Source organism: Pseudarthrobacter sp. YAF2 (genome assembly GCF_052113345.1).
Taxonomy (GTDB): domain Bacteria; phylum Actinomycetota; class Actinomycetes; order Actinomycetales; family Micrococcaceae; genus Arthrobacter.
Window position 1 is genome coordinate 41,956 of record NZ_JBFRDA010000011.1, and the last position, 15,350, is coordinate 57,305.

A 15,350-nucleotide genomic window follows, 5' to 3' on the forward strand; every position below is an offset into this window, starting at 1 on the left:
GGCTGGCTTCCCCTCCCGGGGCGGCCGGCCGCGCTTTTGTCGTGTCCGCTGCGCTGACCGACAACAACTGATCGCTGGTGGACAAGGCGGAAACGGCTGCCGCTGCCAAGCTGGATTCCACAGCAATTTTCCCGAGCTCATGACCGTTAAGAAGGATCCAATGAGTATTTCGAATTCCGAGACCCGGACCGCTGACGCTCCGGCCAAGGAGCATTCCACCGCCCTCCGCGCCGGCAGCATCGGCGTGCTTGGCATCCTGTTCTTCGTCCTGTCCGCCCAAGCGCCCCTGACCGGTATCGTGGGCGCCTCGCCCCTCGCGGCGGCGCTGGGCAACGGTGCCGGCGCCCCGGGCGCCTACCTGATCGTGGGCATCGTCATCGTGATCTTCGCCGTCGGCTTTGTCGCCATGAGCCGCAAGATCCAGGCCAACGGCGCCTTTTACGCCTACGTGACTGCAGCATTCGGCAGAAGGACCGGAGCCGGGGCGGCCTGGCTGGCCCTGTTGGCCTACAGCACTGTCCAGGCCGCCATGTACGGGCTGTACGGTGCGGCCTTCTCCGGGCTCCTGGCCTCGATCGGCCTGGCCATTCCCTGGTGGCTGCTGGCCTTGGCCACCATGGCCGGAGTCCAGGTGCTGGGCTCCCTCAACATCGAACTCGGCGCCCGCGTCCTGGCCGTCCTTGTGGGCCTTGAGGTGGCCATCCTGCTGATGTTCGGGTTCACGGTGCTGTTCCACGGCGGCGGCCCGGAGGGCATCAGCGTTGCGGCGTCCTTTTCCCCGGAAGCCATCGGCGCAGGCGCCCCCGGCGTTGCGATCATGTTCGCGGTGGCGTCCATGTTCGGCTTCGAGTCCACTGCCATCTACTCTGCCGAGGCCAAGGATCCGCACCGCACCGTGGCCAGGGCAACCTACCTGTCAGTCGGGGTGATCTCGGTGTTCTTCGCCTTCATCTCCTGGATGCTGGTCAGCTACTACGGGCCTTCGCAGGTGATGGATGCAGCCGGTGCCGCGCTCGAGTCAGGGGATGCCACCTCCTTCGTGCTGGGTCCGCTGGTGGATTTGTTCGGACCCTGGGCGGGCATCGTGGCCGGCATCCTGCTGGTCACCTCCCTGCTGGCCGGCATCATCGCCTTCCACAACGGCATCAACCGCTACCTGCACTCCCTGGCCCTGCGCGGTTCCATGCCCGCAGTCCTCGCCCGGACCAACAGGCACAGGGCACCCGCGGCGGCCGCCTGGGTCCAGTCCGCCACCGCCGTCGTCCTGGTGGTGCCGTTCGCCATCCTGGCGATGGACCCCGTCCTGACGTTGTTCTCCTGGTTCAGCGGGCTGGCTGTGGCGGCCCTGCTGGTGCTGTACATGCTGTGCTCGGCGGCCGTCGTCGCGTTCTTCCGCCGGGAGCGCGCAGGCGCCCAGCTGTGGCAGACCCGGATCGCCCCGGCCGTGGCGGCGGTCCTGCTGGCGTGGGTCCTGTACCTGGTGGTCAGCAATTTCACGGCCCTCATTGGCGGCAGCGCCGAGACGGCCACGGCCCTGCTCGCGGCGGTCCCGCTGGTCTTCCTGGCCGGCGTGTTGGTGGAGTGGGCCATCCAGCGCCGCCACCACCCCGCTTCCCTGGGCCACGCGCTCACTTAGCAGGCGCAGGATCTCCGGCACTGGCCCGGCGCGGAACTTTCGGTCCGCGCCGGGCCAGTGCGCGTGCCGCGACGAACAGCGTGGCTCCGCCCAGCGCAGCACCCCACGCCGCGGCGGGGGAGACGGGCCAGAACCCCGCCAGGCCAAGGAGCGCCGGAACCGTGGCCGACGCCGGGCTCGCCAGCACCAGGGCCCAGCCCGTCAACCGTTCCAGCCGCACAGCGTCCAGGGCCAGGCAGGCGAACAGCAGGGCCCACAGCACGGACCAGCACACCCACAGCACGGCGAGCAGAGGGTCGGTGCCCAGCCAGGCAACCGCCAGCAGCACGCCGCAGAACGCCACCAGCCCGCAGAACCAGCCCAGGCCGCGCGACCCGAGTGCCAGCAGCACGTCCAATCCCGAGTACAGGTAGGTGGCCCCGAACAGGAACATGCCGGCCGCCGTCAGGAGCGGTGCCGGAGCGTTCCCGGCCGTGGAGACGTAGACGACGCCGAGCACCAGTTGGGTGCCGCCCACCAGCAGGTTGAGGGCAGCGGCGTCGCGGCGGGGAACGTGCCCGAGGGTCGCCAGCCCGTTGGCCAGCAGGGCTGCACCGGAGAGCAGGAGGCAAATGAAAGACATCAGCGGCCCCCGGCCCTATCAACTACCGTCAGGTGAAACTTCTTTGTCACCAGAGGGACGTTAGCCGAAGCGGTGACGGAGCGCCCAGTGGGCCCTGGTCGTAATCGGTGGGAAAGGCCCGGCGCCGGCTAGGAGCTTTTACGCCACTCGCTGGGCGAGACCCCGAAAGCATCCCGGAAGGTGCGGCTGAAGTGGGCGGCGTCAAGGAAACCCCAGCGGGCTGCAACCGCGCCGACGGGCTTTCCCGCGTGCAGCGGGTCCCGAAGTTCGCGGCGGGCCCCCTCGAGCCGCTGGGTCCGGATCCAGCTGCCTACCGTGGTTCCGGACTCGTGAAAGACGTTGTGCAGGTGCCGGGTGGAGATGAAATGCGCCGCCGCAATGCCCGCCGGGGACAACAGCGGGTCAGAGAGGTTCGCCTCGATGTACTCCCGGACCGAGACAGCCAGCATCGCCTGCGGCTTCATCCGGTCCGGCGTGATATCCATTTCGGCATGCAGCATGGTGGACACCAGGTCCAGGGCGTTCGTGGCAAGCCGGGAGCCACTGGGTCCGTTCAGGACGTCCAGGTTTTCCGAGAGCTGGCGGATGAACCGTCCAACGAGCCCGCTCAGGCCTCCGCTGCCCATGCGTACGGCGGCCAGCTGCCCCACATAGTCCACGGGCAGGGACACGGCGTCGCACGGGAACATCAGCACCATGATCCGTGTCTTGTCCTCGAACGCGAGGGTGTATGGCCGGTTGGTGTCGTAGATGGCCAGGTCCCCGGGCTGAAGCACGGCTTCCCGGTTGTCCTGGATCAGCAGGCCGGTGCCTTCCAACTGCAGGTTTAGCTTGAAATAGCGTTCATGGGCCTGCGCGATCAAGGCCGGGGTGCGGTGGACCTCGTGCGACGTGGCGGTCACTTCAACAATGGACATCCGGTCCAGCACCCGGGAGCGCATCCGGCCCTGGAAGCCATCCACGTCAGCTGTTTGGGCGGTGAGGGGCACGAAAGATTCCGCCACCAGGTGCTTCCAATGGTCGAAGGATGCCGCAACGCTCGAGGTGACGTCCTGGCGCTCGGGCCGGGCAGACGTCCCGGTTGTAGTTGCTGCTGGCATTGAAGTTCCTCGCGACGGATGGCCACCTGATGTTCCCCCGGCCTGTGTCCTGCGACACAGTAAGTTCAGGGTAACCCCGGCAGAATCTTTTTTCAACGGCTGGCGAAAAAAGAAGTCTTTCGGGGTGCCTGACAGGCGTTTCCAAGCTTGCCGTGGCATGATCCGCGCATGAATGCCGTTGCCGCGTCCCAGGACCGCCACCACAACTTCAATTCCCCCGCACACCACTCCCGGCTGCGGATGGTGGTGATGCTCGCCGTCGGCGTGGCGGTGGCGCTGGCTGTCGGAGCACTTGGCCACTGGACCTATGCGCCCGCCCTTGGCTGGGCGGCCGCTTCCGCAACGTACCTGATCTGGGTGTGGAGTGTTATCCGGCACCTTGGCCCGGGCGCTACTGCGGCCCATGCCCGGCGGGAGGATCCTGGCCGGCTCTTTTCGGACACGTTGGTCCTCAGTGCAACGGTGGCCAGCTTTGCCGGGGTGGCCCTGATCCTGCTGGATGCCTCCAATTCGCAGGGCATGAGCAAGGACGCCACGGTGGCCATGGCACTGGGAAGTATCGCGTTGTCCTGGTTCCTGGTCCACACGCTGTTCACGCTCCGCTATGCGGCCATCTATTACCGAGACGGGACCGGGGTCGATTTCAATGAGGAAACCCAGCCCCGCTATGCGGACTTCGCGTACCTGGCCTTCACTGTCGGCATGACCTTCCAGGTATCGGATACCGACCTGAAGACCAACGCCATCCGCTCCACGGTCCTGCGGCAGGCCCTGCTGTCCTACCTGCTGGGGGCCATCGTCCTGGCAACCACCATTAACCTGGTGTCGGGCCTCATCCACTAAGCCCTCAGGTGGGTGCGGATTGGCTCCGTTAACGCCAACGGGTGCAGCTCCGGTTGGAGCTGCACCCGTTTTGTGAGGCGTCAATTAATCCTTCTTGAAGGCATCCTTAACGTGCTCGCCGGCCTGCTTCAGGTCGGATTTTGCCTGGTCGGTCTGGCCTTCAGCCTTCAGGCTTTCATCGCCCGTGGCGTTGCCGGCAGCTTCTTTGCCCTTGCCGCCAAGCTTCTCTGCAGCGTTGCCGATCTTGTCGTCCAAACCCATGGAGATGCTCCTTACAGTTCGTGCTCGCTCCGGTCTGCACCAGAACCTGACCACACAATAGTAAGCATACTTTCGAGTTTGAGGCTCATTTGCCACCCGGAATTTTGCCCAGCAGGGCGAGGTAGCCCTCCAGTTGCGCGGCGTGGCCGAACTCCAGGCGGCCCTCCGGGGCAAGGGCTGCCTCAATCTGGGCCCCCAGCAGCATGTTCAGCAGCTGGCCGGCGAGGACGGAATCGGCGACGCCGGCACTGACGTCGCCGCTGTTCCTTGCCTCTGCCAGGTAGCGGCCGATGGCGGCCAGCCATTCCGCCATGGATTCCCGGTGGATTTCCGCCTTCCGGGGATCGTTGGCCGCCTTCTGCCAGAACGGGATGACCACCCGGGCTTCGTTGATGCGCTCCTCGTCGAGGGGGAGTACTTCGAGGCAGAAAGCCCGCAGTGCATCCAGGCCGGTCTTGCCTGCCGTCACCTCCGCGATGCGCCGGTTGCTCCGGTTGAAGACATGGCTGAAGGCGAACTCGAGCAGTGTGTCCTTCGTGGGGAAGTATGGCTTCAAGGCGCCATTGGCGAAGCCTGCCTCCATGGCAATCTCGCGCATGGTGGCGCTTTCGAGGCCTTGGCGGGCGATGATCCGCCAGGTGGCATCCACGAGTTCCAGGCGGCGCTCGTCATGGTCAACTATCTTCGGCACGCGGCCACTCCCCGGAAATTTCTTTGCCCAACCTCTTGTGAGCCATGTTACGGACGTTTATTATCTACAACTATAGAAAATAAATCCAATGGCCGGCGACGGCCCGGACAAAGGTTCCCCCAATGACGCTTGCACCCACCCAAACTGCATCAGCCTTCCGCCTGGCCACGGCGCCGGAAATCCAGGACGTGCGCGCCATCCTGCAGGCGGAAGGCCTCCTGGGTCCGCAGCACAGGATCGCCTACCTGGGCCTGCTGGATCCGGCGCGCGGCGCTGATCCCGCGGCGGCGGAGCGCCGCTTCCGCGTCTTCATCCACGACGTCTCCGGGGCCGCCCCGCGGGACGTCATCGTCTCCACAACGCAGGGAAAGGTGCTCTCCGCCGTCGAACTGGACACCGCGGTGACCGGCGAACTGCCGGTCCTCGAGGAGGAGTTCGAGGTGGTGGAAACGCTGCTGGCCACCGATGAGCGGTGGCTGAGGGCGCTCGCTGACCGCGGACTCGCCGTCGAAAACGTCCGGGTAGCCCCGCTGTCCGCCGGTGTCTTCGAGTACCAGGAGGAGAAGGGCCGCCGGATCCTGCGGGGGCTGGCTTTCGTCCAGGAGTTCCCGGAGGACAGCGCCTGGGCGCACCCGGTGGACGGCCTGGTGGCCTATGTGGACGTGGTCAGCAAGGAGGTCACCCAGGTCATCGACCTCGGCGTGATGCCCATCCCGGCCGAACACGGCAACTACACGGACCCTGAACTGACCGGGCCGCTCCGCACCACCCAGAAGCCGATCAGCATCACCCAGCCCGAGGGCCCCAGCTTCACCGTCACCGGCGGCAACCACGTGGAGTGGGAAAAATGGAGCGTGGACGTGGGCTTCGACGTCCGCGAAGGCGTGGTCCTGCACAACTTGGCGTTCCAGGACGGCGGCCGGAAGCGGCCCATCATCAACCGGGCCTCCATTGCCGAGATGGTGGTTCCCTACGGTGACCCGTCACCCATCCGCTCCTGGCAGAACTACTTCGACACGGGCGAATACCTGGTGGGCCAGTACGCCAACTCCCTGGAACTCGGCTGCGACTGCCTGGGCGAGATCACGTACCTGAGCCCGGTGATCAGCGACGCGTTCGGCAACCCGCGGGAGATCCGCAACGGCATCTGCATGCACGAGGAGGACTGGAGCATCCTCGCCAAGCACTCGGACCTCTGGAGCGGCGTCACCTACACCCGCCGCAACCGCCGCCTGGTGATCTCCTTCTTCACCACCATCGGCAATTACGACTACGGCTTCTACTGGTACCTCTACCTGGACGGCACCATCGAATTCGAGGCCAAGGCCACCGGCATCGTCTTCACCTCGGCGTTCCCGGAGGGCGGCTCGGACAACATCTCCCAGCTGGCCCCGGGCCTGGGCGCCCCCTTCCACCAGCACCTCTTCAGCGCCCGGCTGGACATGGCGATTGACGGATTCACCAACCGGGTGGAGGAGGAGGACGTGGTCCGGCAGGCCATGGGCCCGGGTAATGAGCGCGGCAACGCCTTCTCCCGCAAGCGCACCGTGCTGGCGCGTGAATCCGAGGCCGTCCGCGAGGCCGACGCCCGTTCCGGCCGCACCTGGATCATTTCCAACCCGGACTCACGCAACCGGCTGGGTGAGCCGGTGGGCTATAAGCTCCACTCCCACAACCAGCCCACGCTGCTCGCGGACCCGGACTCATCAATCGCCCGCCGCGCAGCGTTCGCCACCAAGGACCTGTGGGTCACCCGGTACGCCGAGGACGAGAAGTACCCCACGGGCGACTTCGTGAACCAGCATGCCGGGGGAGCCGGGCTGCCCGCCTACGTGGCACAGGACCGCGACCTCGACGGCCAGGACATCGTCGTGTGGCACACGTTCGGCCTCACCCACTTCCCCCGCGTGGAGGACTGGCCCATCATGCCCGTGGACACCGTGGGCTTCAAGCTGCGGCCCGAGGGCTTCTTCGACCGCAGTCCCGTCCTGGACGTCCCCGCCAACCCAAACAAGCAGGCCGCCTCCTGCCACACCGAGGGCGGTGCCGGTGGCTGCCACTAGCCTCACCCCGGCGCCGGCAGCAAACAGGGCAGCAGCAGGAAGGACGACGACGGCGGTCCGGGCCCGTGCCGGCGGTCCCGGTTTTCATTCCCGGCTCGCTGCCGTGGTCACCGCCGTTTCCTGCGCAGCACACCTGTGGCTCGCCGCCACGGGCAACCATGGTGCCTGGCTCAGTGCCCTCATGCTGGCGCTCGCCGCGGTTTGCGTTCCCTGTGCTGTCCACATCTGGCGGCACACCGGGGTGGCCGCACTCCACCAGGTCACCGCAGCCGCCGTGGCAATGGCAGCCGTCCATGCGGCCCTCCTGCTCGGCGGCGGCGGCGCCGGCCACGCCCACACCGGAGGGCCGCCGGCACCGTCCGCTGCCCATGCGGACGGTGCCGGCGGGCTGCTGCTGGTCATTGCACTGGAACTGGCGACGGCGCTCCTGGCCGCCACGCTGGTGGCGCGGCTGAGGCGGCGGTGTGCGTAGCAGGCCTTAGTCCTTGGAGACCTCCAAGGGGCGCGCGACGTGCAGCCGGCCGTGGTCAACAAGCCATTTTACGGATTCGAAGATGGCCTGCTCAGGTTGGTATCGCGGTGCATAGCCCAGCACGGCCGCGGCCTTGTCGATGCTGAAGCACTGGCTGCGGTAGAGGTGGCCCCAGCTCGACTCCGCATAGTCCCGTGAGGTGTCTTCGCGGAACCGCTCCCAGCTGACCGTTTCCAGCACGGCGGCATGCCCGAACCAGGCAGCCGCGATGTCCGCGTAGCCGCGCACGGTCAGCGCCGTGGGAGCGACGATGTTGAAGTCCTCTCCGGCGGCCGCTTCGCGCTGCGCGAGGGCTTTTTCGAAAGCCTGGGCAACATCGTCGGCATGCACGTGGTGCATCAGTTCTGCGCCGCTGCCGGGAACCCGGAGGGGCTGGCCTGCGGAGATGGTCTGCCAGACGGCGGGGTCCAGGTTTCCCAGCGGACCGATGGGATGCCAACCCGGTCCGACGATATGGCCCGGGTGCAGGGACGTGGTCGCCAGGCCGCCCCGGGCCGTCTCTTCCCGCAGCATCACGGCGATCCGGTTCTTTTCGACGCCGTACTCGCCAAAGGGCTCAGCGGCAGAATCCGAGCCTTCCCTGATCGGCAGCTTCAGGCTTTGGCCATAACGCCACACTGAACCGCAATGCAGCAGATGCCCCACCTCACCGCGCAACCGGTCCACCAGCGACGCAGCCGATTCGAGGGTGAAGCAGACCAGGTCCACCACCGCTTCCGCCTTCAGCCCGGCCACCCGGTCCCCGAACGTCCCGTCCCGGTCCTCCCGCTGACGGTCCGCGGCGACCTGGTGTACATGCTCCCATTCCGGTGAGGCGGTGTAGGGCTTGCTCGTGCCGCGGCTGATGTTGGTGACCTCGTGGCCGGCGCGGACCAGCCGGGGGACCAGGAATGAACCGATGTGGCCGCTGCCGCCGATGACGGTGACTCTCATTGCTCTCCGATCGTTGTATTCCCCTCAACGGTAGGGCCCGGGCAACAGTAAAGGGAGGACCCCGCGGGCCTCCCTTTCCTGGTTCACTGCCGCGGTGTCACGCGGGCTTGGCGTACTCTGCTGCGCTCATGACCTCGTAGCCCACCCATGTTTCGTTATTTTCAACCCAGGCGTCATGGCCTGCGGGGATGGCGTACGCGTCTCCGGCTTTGATGCTGATGCGGGATCCGTCGTCCAGCTGGACGGTGAGGGTCCCGGCGGCACAAAATCCCAGGTGGTTGTTCTGGCAGCTGTCCGTGTGAACCACGGTTTTGACCGTCTCGGACCAGCGCCAGCCGGGCTCGAAGGTGAACCGGCCCAGGGTGGCGCCGCCAATGTTGACCACGTCCACCTGGGTCTTGGGCGGGCGGCGCTTCTCGTCGGCGTCGTTGAAGGACTTGGTTTCAAGGTCCTTGACCGTTACTGCAGGCATTTCTGGCTCCTCGAAAGGGAGTGGTTATGAAATTCACCCACGGGCGCTGAGCCGCTCAGGGAAAGACGGTCCGGCGGGGCGGGAAGTGCCCGTCCAGAACCCGCCGGACCTTTGCGTCGCAACGCTTTCAATGTGCTCCCCGACGCAGGCGATGTCAATGCCGGCGGTCCTCCTCGAACCACTCCCTGCCGGGGTTGGTCACGGCAGGGGCCGAGCGGTCCAGCCCAGGCTGCGCCGCCCACTTCACTCCGTTGGCCAGAACCCGCTGGACCTGCGGATGGTGGTACACCGGGTACTCCTGGTCGCCGGGGCTGAAGTAGAAGATCCTGCCCTTGCCCCGGGTGAACGTGACGCCGGAACGGAACACTTCGCCGCCGGCGAAGGAACTGATGAAGATCAGGTCGTCGGGGTCCGGGATGTCGAACAGCTCTCCGTACATCTCCTGCTCGGGGATGACGATGGGGCTCTCCACGCCCTCCGCGATGGGATGTGACGGTTTGACCGTCCACACCAGTTCACGCTGGCCGTCGTTCCGCCAGGCCAGGGAGCAGCTGGTGCCCAGCAGCCTGGTGAAGATCTTGGCGAAGTGCCCCGAGTGGAGCACGATCAGTCCCATCCCACCGAGCACGTGCCGGTGGACGCGTTCGACGACGGCGTCACTCACCTCGTGGTGGGCGATGTGGCCCCACCAGAGCAGGACGTCAGTCTCAGCGAGCACCTCCTCGTCCAGGCCGTGTTCGTCGTTGCTGGCGAGCACCGCCGTCGTAATGTCCGCGTCCGGATAGTGGGACCGGAGCCCTGCGGCGATCGCGCCGTGGATGCCATCCGGGTAGATGTCGCCGATGTGGGACGGCTCGTTGTTGGCCTCGTGGACGCCCTCGTTCCACACCCGGATCCTCAATTTGCCGTTCATTAGAGGCGAACCTCCCTCTGCTCAAGTGCTGACTGGTAGCACGCGTCGATGATCTGTGCCCGGTAGAGCGCCAGGGAGCCGTCATGCTCGGCCCAGGCCGCCCCGCCGCGGACTGCGGTGACGAAATCTTCCACCACGGCGTCGTGGGCGCGGCCGGGCAGGACCGGCGGTACGTAATCGGCGGACTCGCCGTCCTTGTCAGTGAACACCCGGAGCTGGCCCACGGGCGGGAATGGGGCGCCGTGCACCTTCAATTCGGCGCCGCCGTCCGTGCCGTAGACCGTGAAGTCGAGGAGATCGTCCGTTTCCCGGTACGTTGCCCAGCCCGCCTCGATCAGCAGCGTTCCACCGCCCTCAAGCCGAAGGAACGCTGACGCGAAGTCTTCCACCTCGAAGGCGTGGCTCGTGGCCTGGGCCGAATACCGGCTTCCGCCGCCGCGTCCCTGCGGGCCGAGTTCCGAATGGGTGGCGGCGGAGACGGCCACCACCTTGGGTTCACCGAGCAGGTGCAGGGCGTAATCCAGCGCGTGGACGCCGATGTCCGCCAGCGGTCCGCCACCGGCGAGCTCGGGGTTGGTGAACCAGCTGCCCAGCGTGGGAATGCCGGAGCGACGGAGCCAGGAAGCCTTCGCGTAGTAGGGGCGGCCCAGGCCGCCGGTGTCGATGACGTCCTTGAGGGCCTTGATGTCGCCGCGGCGGCGGTGGTTGAAGGCCACGTCCAGGACCCGTCCGGCCGTGCGTGCCGCGTCCACCATGGCCTGGCCCTCCACGGCGTTGCGGGCGATGGGCTTTTCGCTGAGCACATGGATGCCCCGTTCCAGGGCCGCGATGGCAATGGGGGCGTGCAGGAAGGTGGGTACCGCCACGCTGACGGCATCCAGGCCGCCATGATCCAGCATGTCCTGCCAATCGGCGAAGCCGTTGGGAATGGCGTATTCGGCTTGCAGGTCCTCGCGGAGTTCCTGCTCCATTCCTGCCAGCGAGACGATGCGGACACCGTCCAGTTCGCTGTAGGCCTTCAGGTGCTGCTGGCCGGCCCAGCCGATGCCAACGACGCCGACGCGGAGCTCCGTGGCTTGGGCTTTTCCGGGTGCCTGGGGCTGCTGGCCGGGGGACTTCTGGTTGTTCAAGGGGTGATTCCTTTTCGGTGCGGGACTGGTGTGGGGCGGCCTGTGGAATCGATTCCAAATCACTCGCCATGAGGGCGAGCTAGTGTTTGGAATCGATTCCAAAATCTTGTCAGGAACAGCGCGGGGACGTCAACCCCCTGTCAGTTCTTCGTGGAGTCCCGGATGACGAGCTCGTGCGGGAGGAACATCCGGCCGCGGCGGTGCGGCCCCGGCTCCGTCATCCGTTCCAGGAGTGCCCCGAACGCAACGCGGCCCATCTCGTAGGCGGGCTGCCTGATGGTGGTCAGTTCCGGGACGCACATCTCGGCCTGGATGGAATCGTCGAAGCCGGCAACGGCCAGGTCCTCCGGAACCCGGAGGCCGGCGTCGGTGATCTCCCGGACGCACCCGGCCGCCACGGTATCGCTGCCGCAGAAAACGGCATCCGGCAGCGCGTCCAGCTGGAGAAGATCCTTGGCGAGGCGGCGCCCGGCATGGAAGTCGAACTCACCGTCCGCCAGGAGAAGATGCTGCGGCGCCAAACCAGCGTCGGCGGCCGCCGCCCGGAAACCTTCCTCGCGTAGCCGGCCGGAGCGGGCCAGCCTGTTGCCGATCATCGCCAGGCGCCGGCTCCCTGTTTCGATGAGGTGCCGGGTGATGTCGAAGGCGGCCTGCCGGTCGTCGATGGAAACGCCAAACGCCGCTTCGGAATCAACGATTTCGCAGACCTGGACAACGCTTAGCTGCTCCGCCAGGGCTTCAACATCCGTGTCCGGCATGGTGGGTGAAAACATGATCAGGCCATCCACCGAACCGTTGCGGAGCATGTCCACCAGCTGCTGTTCGCGTTCGAGGTCTCCGGACGTGGGGGCAATGAGGCTGACATAGCCGGATAATGCCGCCGCGTCTCCGAATCCCCGGAAGGCCTCGCTGATCACGGGGGAGTTGAGGTTCTTCGCGAGGGCCAGGATGCGCATGGTCCGGTCGCGGCGCAGGTCCCGGGCGGAGGCGAGGGGCCGGTAGTTGAGCTTGCGGATGGCTCCGGTGACCTTTTCCTTGCTCGCTGCGCTGACGGCCGGGCTGCCGTTGAGGACCCGGGAGACGGTGCCCACGGACACTCCTGCCGTTTTGGCGACGTCCTGGACTGTCGCTCGCGCCATCCTGTCTTTCCTTCCGCGGCCAGTCCCAGGGCCCTCCAGTGGGTCAGCCGGACTCGCTGATTTTTCCCAGCTTAGCTGTCGGCCCGTTTGCCGCCCCATTCTCCCGTACCCGGCCACCTATGATTGCTGCTATGACGGAACATGCCCGGGAAGAGGTTGCCGGAAAGCTCGAACAGGTGATCGCTGCCCAGCTGCGGCACTACCGCACCTCCCAGAGCCTGTCCTCTGCCGAGCTTGCTGCCCGCACCGGGATGTCCAAGGCGATGATCTCCAAGATCGAAACAGCCAGTACGTCCTGTTCCCTGACCACACTTCAGCGTCTCGCTGACGGGCTCAAGATCCCGGTGACGGCGCTGTTCCGCGGTGCGGACACCGACCGGGATGCCACGTTCACCAAGAGCGGCGAGGGCAGCCTCACCGTGCGCAGCGGCACCCAGCACGGGCACGAATACCGCGTGCTGGGCACCTTGAAGGGCCGCACGGATGCGCTGGAGCCCACCCTGGTGACGCTGACTGACGCCTCGGACGTTTTCCCGCTCTTCCAGCACCCGGGCACGGAATTCATCTACATGCTCGCCGGCAAAATGGTCTACGGCCACGGCCAATACGAATACACCATGGAGCCCGGTGACTCACTCCTGCTCGACGGAGAAGGGCCCCACGGTCCGCTCGAGCTGCTGGAGCTTCCCATCCGGTTCCTCGCTGTGGCAGCGAAGTAGGACGGGCCACGCCCCGCGCACCATGACCTGCGGAGGCCGGGCCGTTTCCGACCTCCGCTCGCCGTTCAGTTCACCTTTACCCACGGACGGTGCTCCTGGGCCGCGTGCTGCTCTTTGAGGGCTTGCTGCCGCACGGCCAGCTTTGTGCAATTTCGCTGCCGTCGAACATTCACCTTTTCCCTCACCCGGCTAGATAGCCTCGACTCCACGTTCTCCAGTGCGTACGCGAATAACGTTGGAGATGTCCTGTGTCCAGATTTTCCCGTCGCCCAGGCTTCCAGTTCGCGCTGCCATGACAATAGTTTCAATTACGCCTTCTGCGTCTTCGTCCGAAACAATGAGGTCGATCCGAACCTTGGGACGGAAGTCCACTTGATACTCCGTACCGCGGTAGACCTCGGTGTGTCCTTTTTGCACGCCGTAGCCTTTTACGTCGCTGACTGTGAGGCCCGTGTGCAGGGTGTCGGCCAGAGCTTGCTTGACTTGCTCTAACCGGTGGGGCTGGATGACGGCTGTGACAATCTTCATGGTGCTCCTTGGATGATCCTTGGTGTTTTGAGCTGCGCTGGTCAGTCCGCCTCGGCGTAGGCAGCTTCCGCATGGAGGGTAAGGTCCAGGCCACGGTGTTCCGCTTCTTCATCAACCCGGATGTTCATTACCTTGTTCAAAATCCAGGCGATGGCGTACGTGGCGACAAAGGCATAGAGGCAAGTTGCGACGATAGCAATCAGTTCCCTCCACAGGATGCTCCAGTCTCCTCCGAAAAGTAGCCCTGACACGCCCGCCGGTGCCGATGCTGCTCCGATCAGCACTACACACAGTGTGCCGACTATGCCGCCGATGCCGTGGACCGCGAAGGCGTCGAGGGTGTCATCGACTCCCCACTTCTTCTTCCAGGTAATGGCCCAACACACAACCGCGCCAGATGCTGCACCAACAGCGAGTGCGCCCAGAGGATTTACGGCATCGGCTGATGGGGTGATCCCGACCAGGCCGGCAATTGCACCGGTGGCGAGTCCGAGCGCAGACGCGCGTCCATCCCGAAGTCTCTCGATCGCAAGGTATCCGATGATGCCGGCGCAGCCGGCCAGGAGTGTGGTCATGACGACGTACTGGGACAGGAAGTTGGCCCCTGCGGCAGACCCGCCGTTAAATCCGAACCATCCGAACCATAGGATGCCTGCTCCCAGGATGGCGAGGGGAAGGTTGTGGGGTTTTGCCTGCGGGGCTTTGCTTTTCCCCAGGACGAGGGCAAGTGCGAGGGCGCCTACACCTGCTGTCATGTGCACCGCCGTGCCTCCGGCGAAATCGTGGAGGTGAACCACGTTGCGTAACCATCCGCCGACGTAGCCAGTCTCTTCATCGGAGTGGGTGAACACCCAGTGGGCGATGGGAAAGTAGACCACTGTTAGCCAAATGGCACTGAAGATTATCCACGCTCCGAATTTCATACGGCCCGCGGCTCCACTGGCGACGATTGCTATGGTTATTGCCGCGAACAAGACGAAGAAGGCTGCCCAATAGATTGACTGCGGCCCGCCGCTTTCATCATCAATCTCAAAGCCGGTCATACCAAGAAATTCGAATGGGTTGCCGACAAGGCCCAGGCCGGCAACGGAATTTCCTGAAACCATGCCGTACCCGTAAACGACGTATAGGACCGCGGTGACAGCAAGGGTGCTCAGCACCATCATGAACATGTTGAGAATGTTGTTTTTCCCGAGCAGCCCACCATAATAAAGGGCCAGGCCGGGGAACATGAGCGCTACAAGTGCAAAGGCGGCAAGAAGCCACGCGAGATCTGCCTGTGGCATGAAGAACTCCGATCAAAAAAGTTGTGTTGAGACATAGGTCTGGCGTTGGGCCTACGGTCCACGTGCACGTCTTGTCAGCTGAGCAGCCAGGCGGCAGCCGCAGCGCGATAGTCGCTTATTCCCTTGTAGGTTGCGATGTCTTGCGGAGTGGATACCAGTACTTGGGCGAAGTGGTCGCGCCATGCGGATATGTCTTCAAGAGAAGCCATAAATGTTCGGATGCTAAATGTCCCTGATCTGCCGGCAGCCGCACGAGAAACTGCTCTGCTCGCGAGGTAATGCCTTCGCTGGTGAGTCGCAGCACCGGTTGGTGTATGTCATTGAAACTCATGCCCGCGTCGAAGTGCAGCTGTCAGCCGCGCTCCTTGACCAGGAGCAGATCCGTCCTGTTCCAATTCGTTTCTCGCTAAGAGGCCAGCCGATTGATCAAAACCGCGGCAGTTCTGCCGGCCAGGAAACAGGCACATTGCGGCCGCAGTGAA

18 protein-coding genes are annotated in these 15,350 nt (G+C 65.2%); 6 read left to right on the forward strand and 12 right to left on the reverse strand.

The annotated features are described in order from the left end of the window. Nucleotides 1-160: 160 nt before the first annotated feature. Nucleotides 161-1,636 carry an APC family permease gene (locus AB4Y79_RS12800; protein WP_441862287.1) on the forward strand — a complete coding sequence of 492 codons (1,476 nt, stop codon included), beginning with the start codon at nucleotides 161-163 and terminating at the stop codon, nucleotides 1,634-1,636. On the opposite strand, the gene AB4Y79_RS12805 is transcribed toward AB4Y79_RS12800, so the two are convergent. Both AB4Y79_RS12805 and AB4Y79_RS12810 read right to left on the reverse strand, forming a co-directional pair. Then, nucleotides 1,629-2,258, reverse strand: coding sequence for an AmiS/UreI family transporter (locus AB4Y79_RS12805; protein ID WP_441862289.1), 630 nt, complete (start codon nucleotides 2,256-2,258; stop codon nucleotides 1,629-1,631). The two genes, AB4Y79_RS12800 and AB4Y79_RS12805, sit on opposite strands and share 8 nt — an antisense overlap. Before the next feature lie 128 nt (nucleotides 2,259-2,386). Then, nucleotides 2,387-3,358: a helix-turn-helix domain-containing protein gene (locus AB4Y79_RS12810; RefSeq protein WP_441862292.1), complete on the reverse strand. Its 972-nt coding sequence runs from the start codon at nucleotides 3,356-3,358 to the stop codon at nucleotides 2,387-2,389. A 168-nt stretch (nucleotides 3,359-3,526) separates the two neighbouring features. Here AB4Y79_RS12810 and AB4Y79_RS12815 point away from each other — a divergent pair, with 168 nt between their 5' ends. Further along, nucleotides 3,527-4,201, forward strand: coding sequence for a DUF1345 domain-containing protein (locus AB4Y79_RS12815; protein WP_441862295.1), 675 nt, complete (start codon nucleotides 3,527-3,529; stop codon nucleotides 4,199-4,201). Nucleotides 4,202-4,285: 84 nt separating this feature from the next. Here AB4Y79_RS12815 and AB4Y79_RS12820 read toward each other — a convergent pair whose 3' ends face one another. Next, complete coding sequence (locus AB4Y79_RS12820; protein ID WP_018770044.1) at nucleotides 4,286-4,462, reverse strand: CsbD family protein; 177 nt, start codon at nucleotides 4,460-4,462, stop codon at nucleotides 4,286-4,288. Nucleotides 4,463-4,547: 85 nt separating this feature from the next. After that, nucleotides 4,548-5,153 (reverse strand): TetR/AcrR family transcriptional regulator, encoded by a 606-nt coding sequence (locus AB4Y79_RS12825; RefSeq protein ID WP_441862299.1) that lies wholly within the window; start codon nucleotides 5,151-5,153, stop codon nucleotides 4,548-4,550. A 122-nt stretch (nucleotides 5,154-5,275) separates the two neighbouring features. Between AB4Y79_RS12825 and AB4Y79_RS12830 the strand changes: the two genes are divergently transcribed. Both AB4Y79_RS12830 and AB4Y79_RS12835 read left to right on the forward strand, forming a co-directional pair. Next, nucleotides 5,276-7,216, forward strand: a complete 1,941-nt coding sequence (locus tag AB4Y79_RS12830) for a primary-amine oxidase (protein WP_441862301.1) — start codon at nucleotides 5,276-5,278, stop codon at nucleotides 7,214-7,216. Beyond that, nucleotides 7,203-7,688, forward strand: a complete 486-nt coding sequence (locus AB4Y79_RS12835) for a hypothetical protein (protein WP_441862303.1) — start codon at nucleotides 7,203-7,205, stop codon at nucleotides 7,686-7,688. The genes AB4Y79_RS12830 and AB4Y79_RS12835 overlap by 14 nt, the downstream gene beginning before the upstream one ends. 6 nt (nucleotides 7,689-7,694) lie before the next feature. Here the strand turns inward: AB4Y79_RS12835 and AB4Y79_RS12840 are convergent, their stop codons facing one another. The 5 genes from AB4Y79_RS12840 to AB4Y79_RS12860 all read right to left on the reverse strand — a co-directional run bounded on the left by AB4Y79_RS12840 (nucleotide 7,695) and on the right by AB4Y79_RS12860 (nucleotide 12,335). Then, a complete protein-coding gene (locus tag AB4Y79_RS12840; RefSeq protein ID WP_441862305.1) occupies nucleotides 7,695-8,681 on the reverse strand; it encodes an NAD-dependent epimerase/dehydratase family protein in 987 nt (328 codons plus the stop codon). 97 nt (nucleotides 8,682-8,778) lie between these two features. Continuing rightward, nucleotides 8,779-9,153, reverse strand: coding sequence for a cupin domain-containing protein (locus AB4Y79_RS12845; RefSeq protein WP_441862308.1), 375 nt, complete (start codon nucleotides 9,151-9,153; stop codon nucleotides 8,779-8,781). Nucleotides 9,154-9,307: 154 nt separating this feature from the next. After that, complete coding sequence (locus AB4Y79_RS12850; protein WP_441862310.1) at nucleotides 9,308-10,066, reverse strand: ThuA domain-containing protein; 759 nt, start codon at nucleotides 10,064-10,066, stop codon at nucleotides 9,308-9,310. After that, the gene (locus tag AB4Y79_RS12855; protein ID WP_441862312.1) at nucleotides 10,066-11,196 is read right to left on the reverse strand and encodes a Gfo/Idh/MocA family protein; all 1,131 of its coding nucleotides are present in this window, start codon (nucleotides 11,194-11,196) and stop codon (nucleotides 10,066-10,068) included. Before AB4Y79_RS12855 ends, AB4Y79_RS12850 begins: the two co-directional genes overlap by 1 nt. A 140-nt stretch (nucleotides 11,197-11,336) precedes the next feature. Then, complete coding sequence (locus AB4Y79_RS12860; protein WP_441862314.1) at nucleotides 11,337-12,335, reverse strand: LacI family DNA-binding transcriptional regulator; 999 nt, start codon at nucleotides 12,333-12,335, stop codon at nucleotides 11,337-11,339. A 131-nt stretch (nucleotides 12,336-12,466) separates the two neighbouring features. On the opposite strand from AB4Y79_RS12860, the gene AB4Y79_RS12865 reads away from it, so the two are divergent. Then, nucleotides 12,467-13,054: a helix-turn-helix domain-containing protein gene (locus AB4Y79_RS12865; protein WP_441862316.1), complete on the forward strand. Its 588-nt coding sequence runs from the start codon at nucleotides 12,467-12,469 to the stop codon at nucleotides 13,052-13,054. 189 nt (nucleotides 13,055-13,243) lie between these two features. Here AB4Y79_RS12865 and AB4Y79_RS12870 read toward each other — a convergent pair whose 3' ends face one another. The 3 genes from AB4Y79_RS12870 to AB4Y79_RS12880 form a co-directional block, all read right to left on the reverse strand. Beyond that, nucleotides 13,244-13,582: a P-II family nitrogen regulator gene (locus AB4Y79_RS12870; protein WP_275725950.1), complete on the reverse strand. Its 339-nt coding sequence runs from the start codon at nucleotides 13,580-13,582 to the stop codon at nucleotides 13,244-13,246. Nucleotides 13,583-13,623: 41 nt separating this feature from the next. Next, a complete protein-coding gene (locus AB4Y79_RS12875) occupies nucleotides 13,624-14,868 on the reverse strand; it encodes an ammonium transporter (protein WP_441862319.1) in 1,245 nt (414 codons plus the stop codon). Between the two features lie 74 nt (nucleotides 14,869-14,942). After that, nucleotides 14,943-15,077, reverse strand: coding sequence for a hypothetical protein (locus AB4Y79_RS12880; RefSeq protein ID WP_441862322.1), 135 nt, complete (start codon nucleotides 15,075-15,077; stop codon nucleotides 14,943-14,945). A gap of 17 nt (nucleotides 15,078-15,094) precedes the next feature. Here AB4Y79_RS12880 and AB4Y79_RS12885 point away from each other — a divergent pair, with 17 nt between their 5' ends. After that, the gene (locus AB4Y79_RS12885) at nucleotides 15,095-15,349 is read left to right on the forward strand and encodes a hypothetical protein (RefSeq protein ID WP_441862325.1); all 255 of its coding nucleotides are present in this window, start codon (nucleotides 15,095-15,097) and stop codon (nucleotides 15,347-15,349) included. Nucleotide 15,350: the final 1 nt, after the last annotated feature.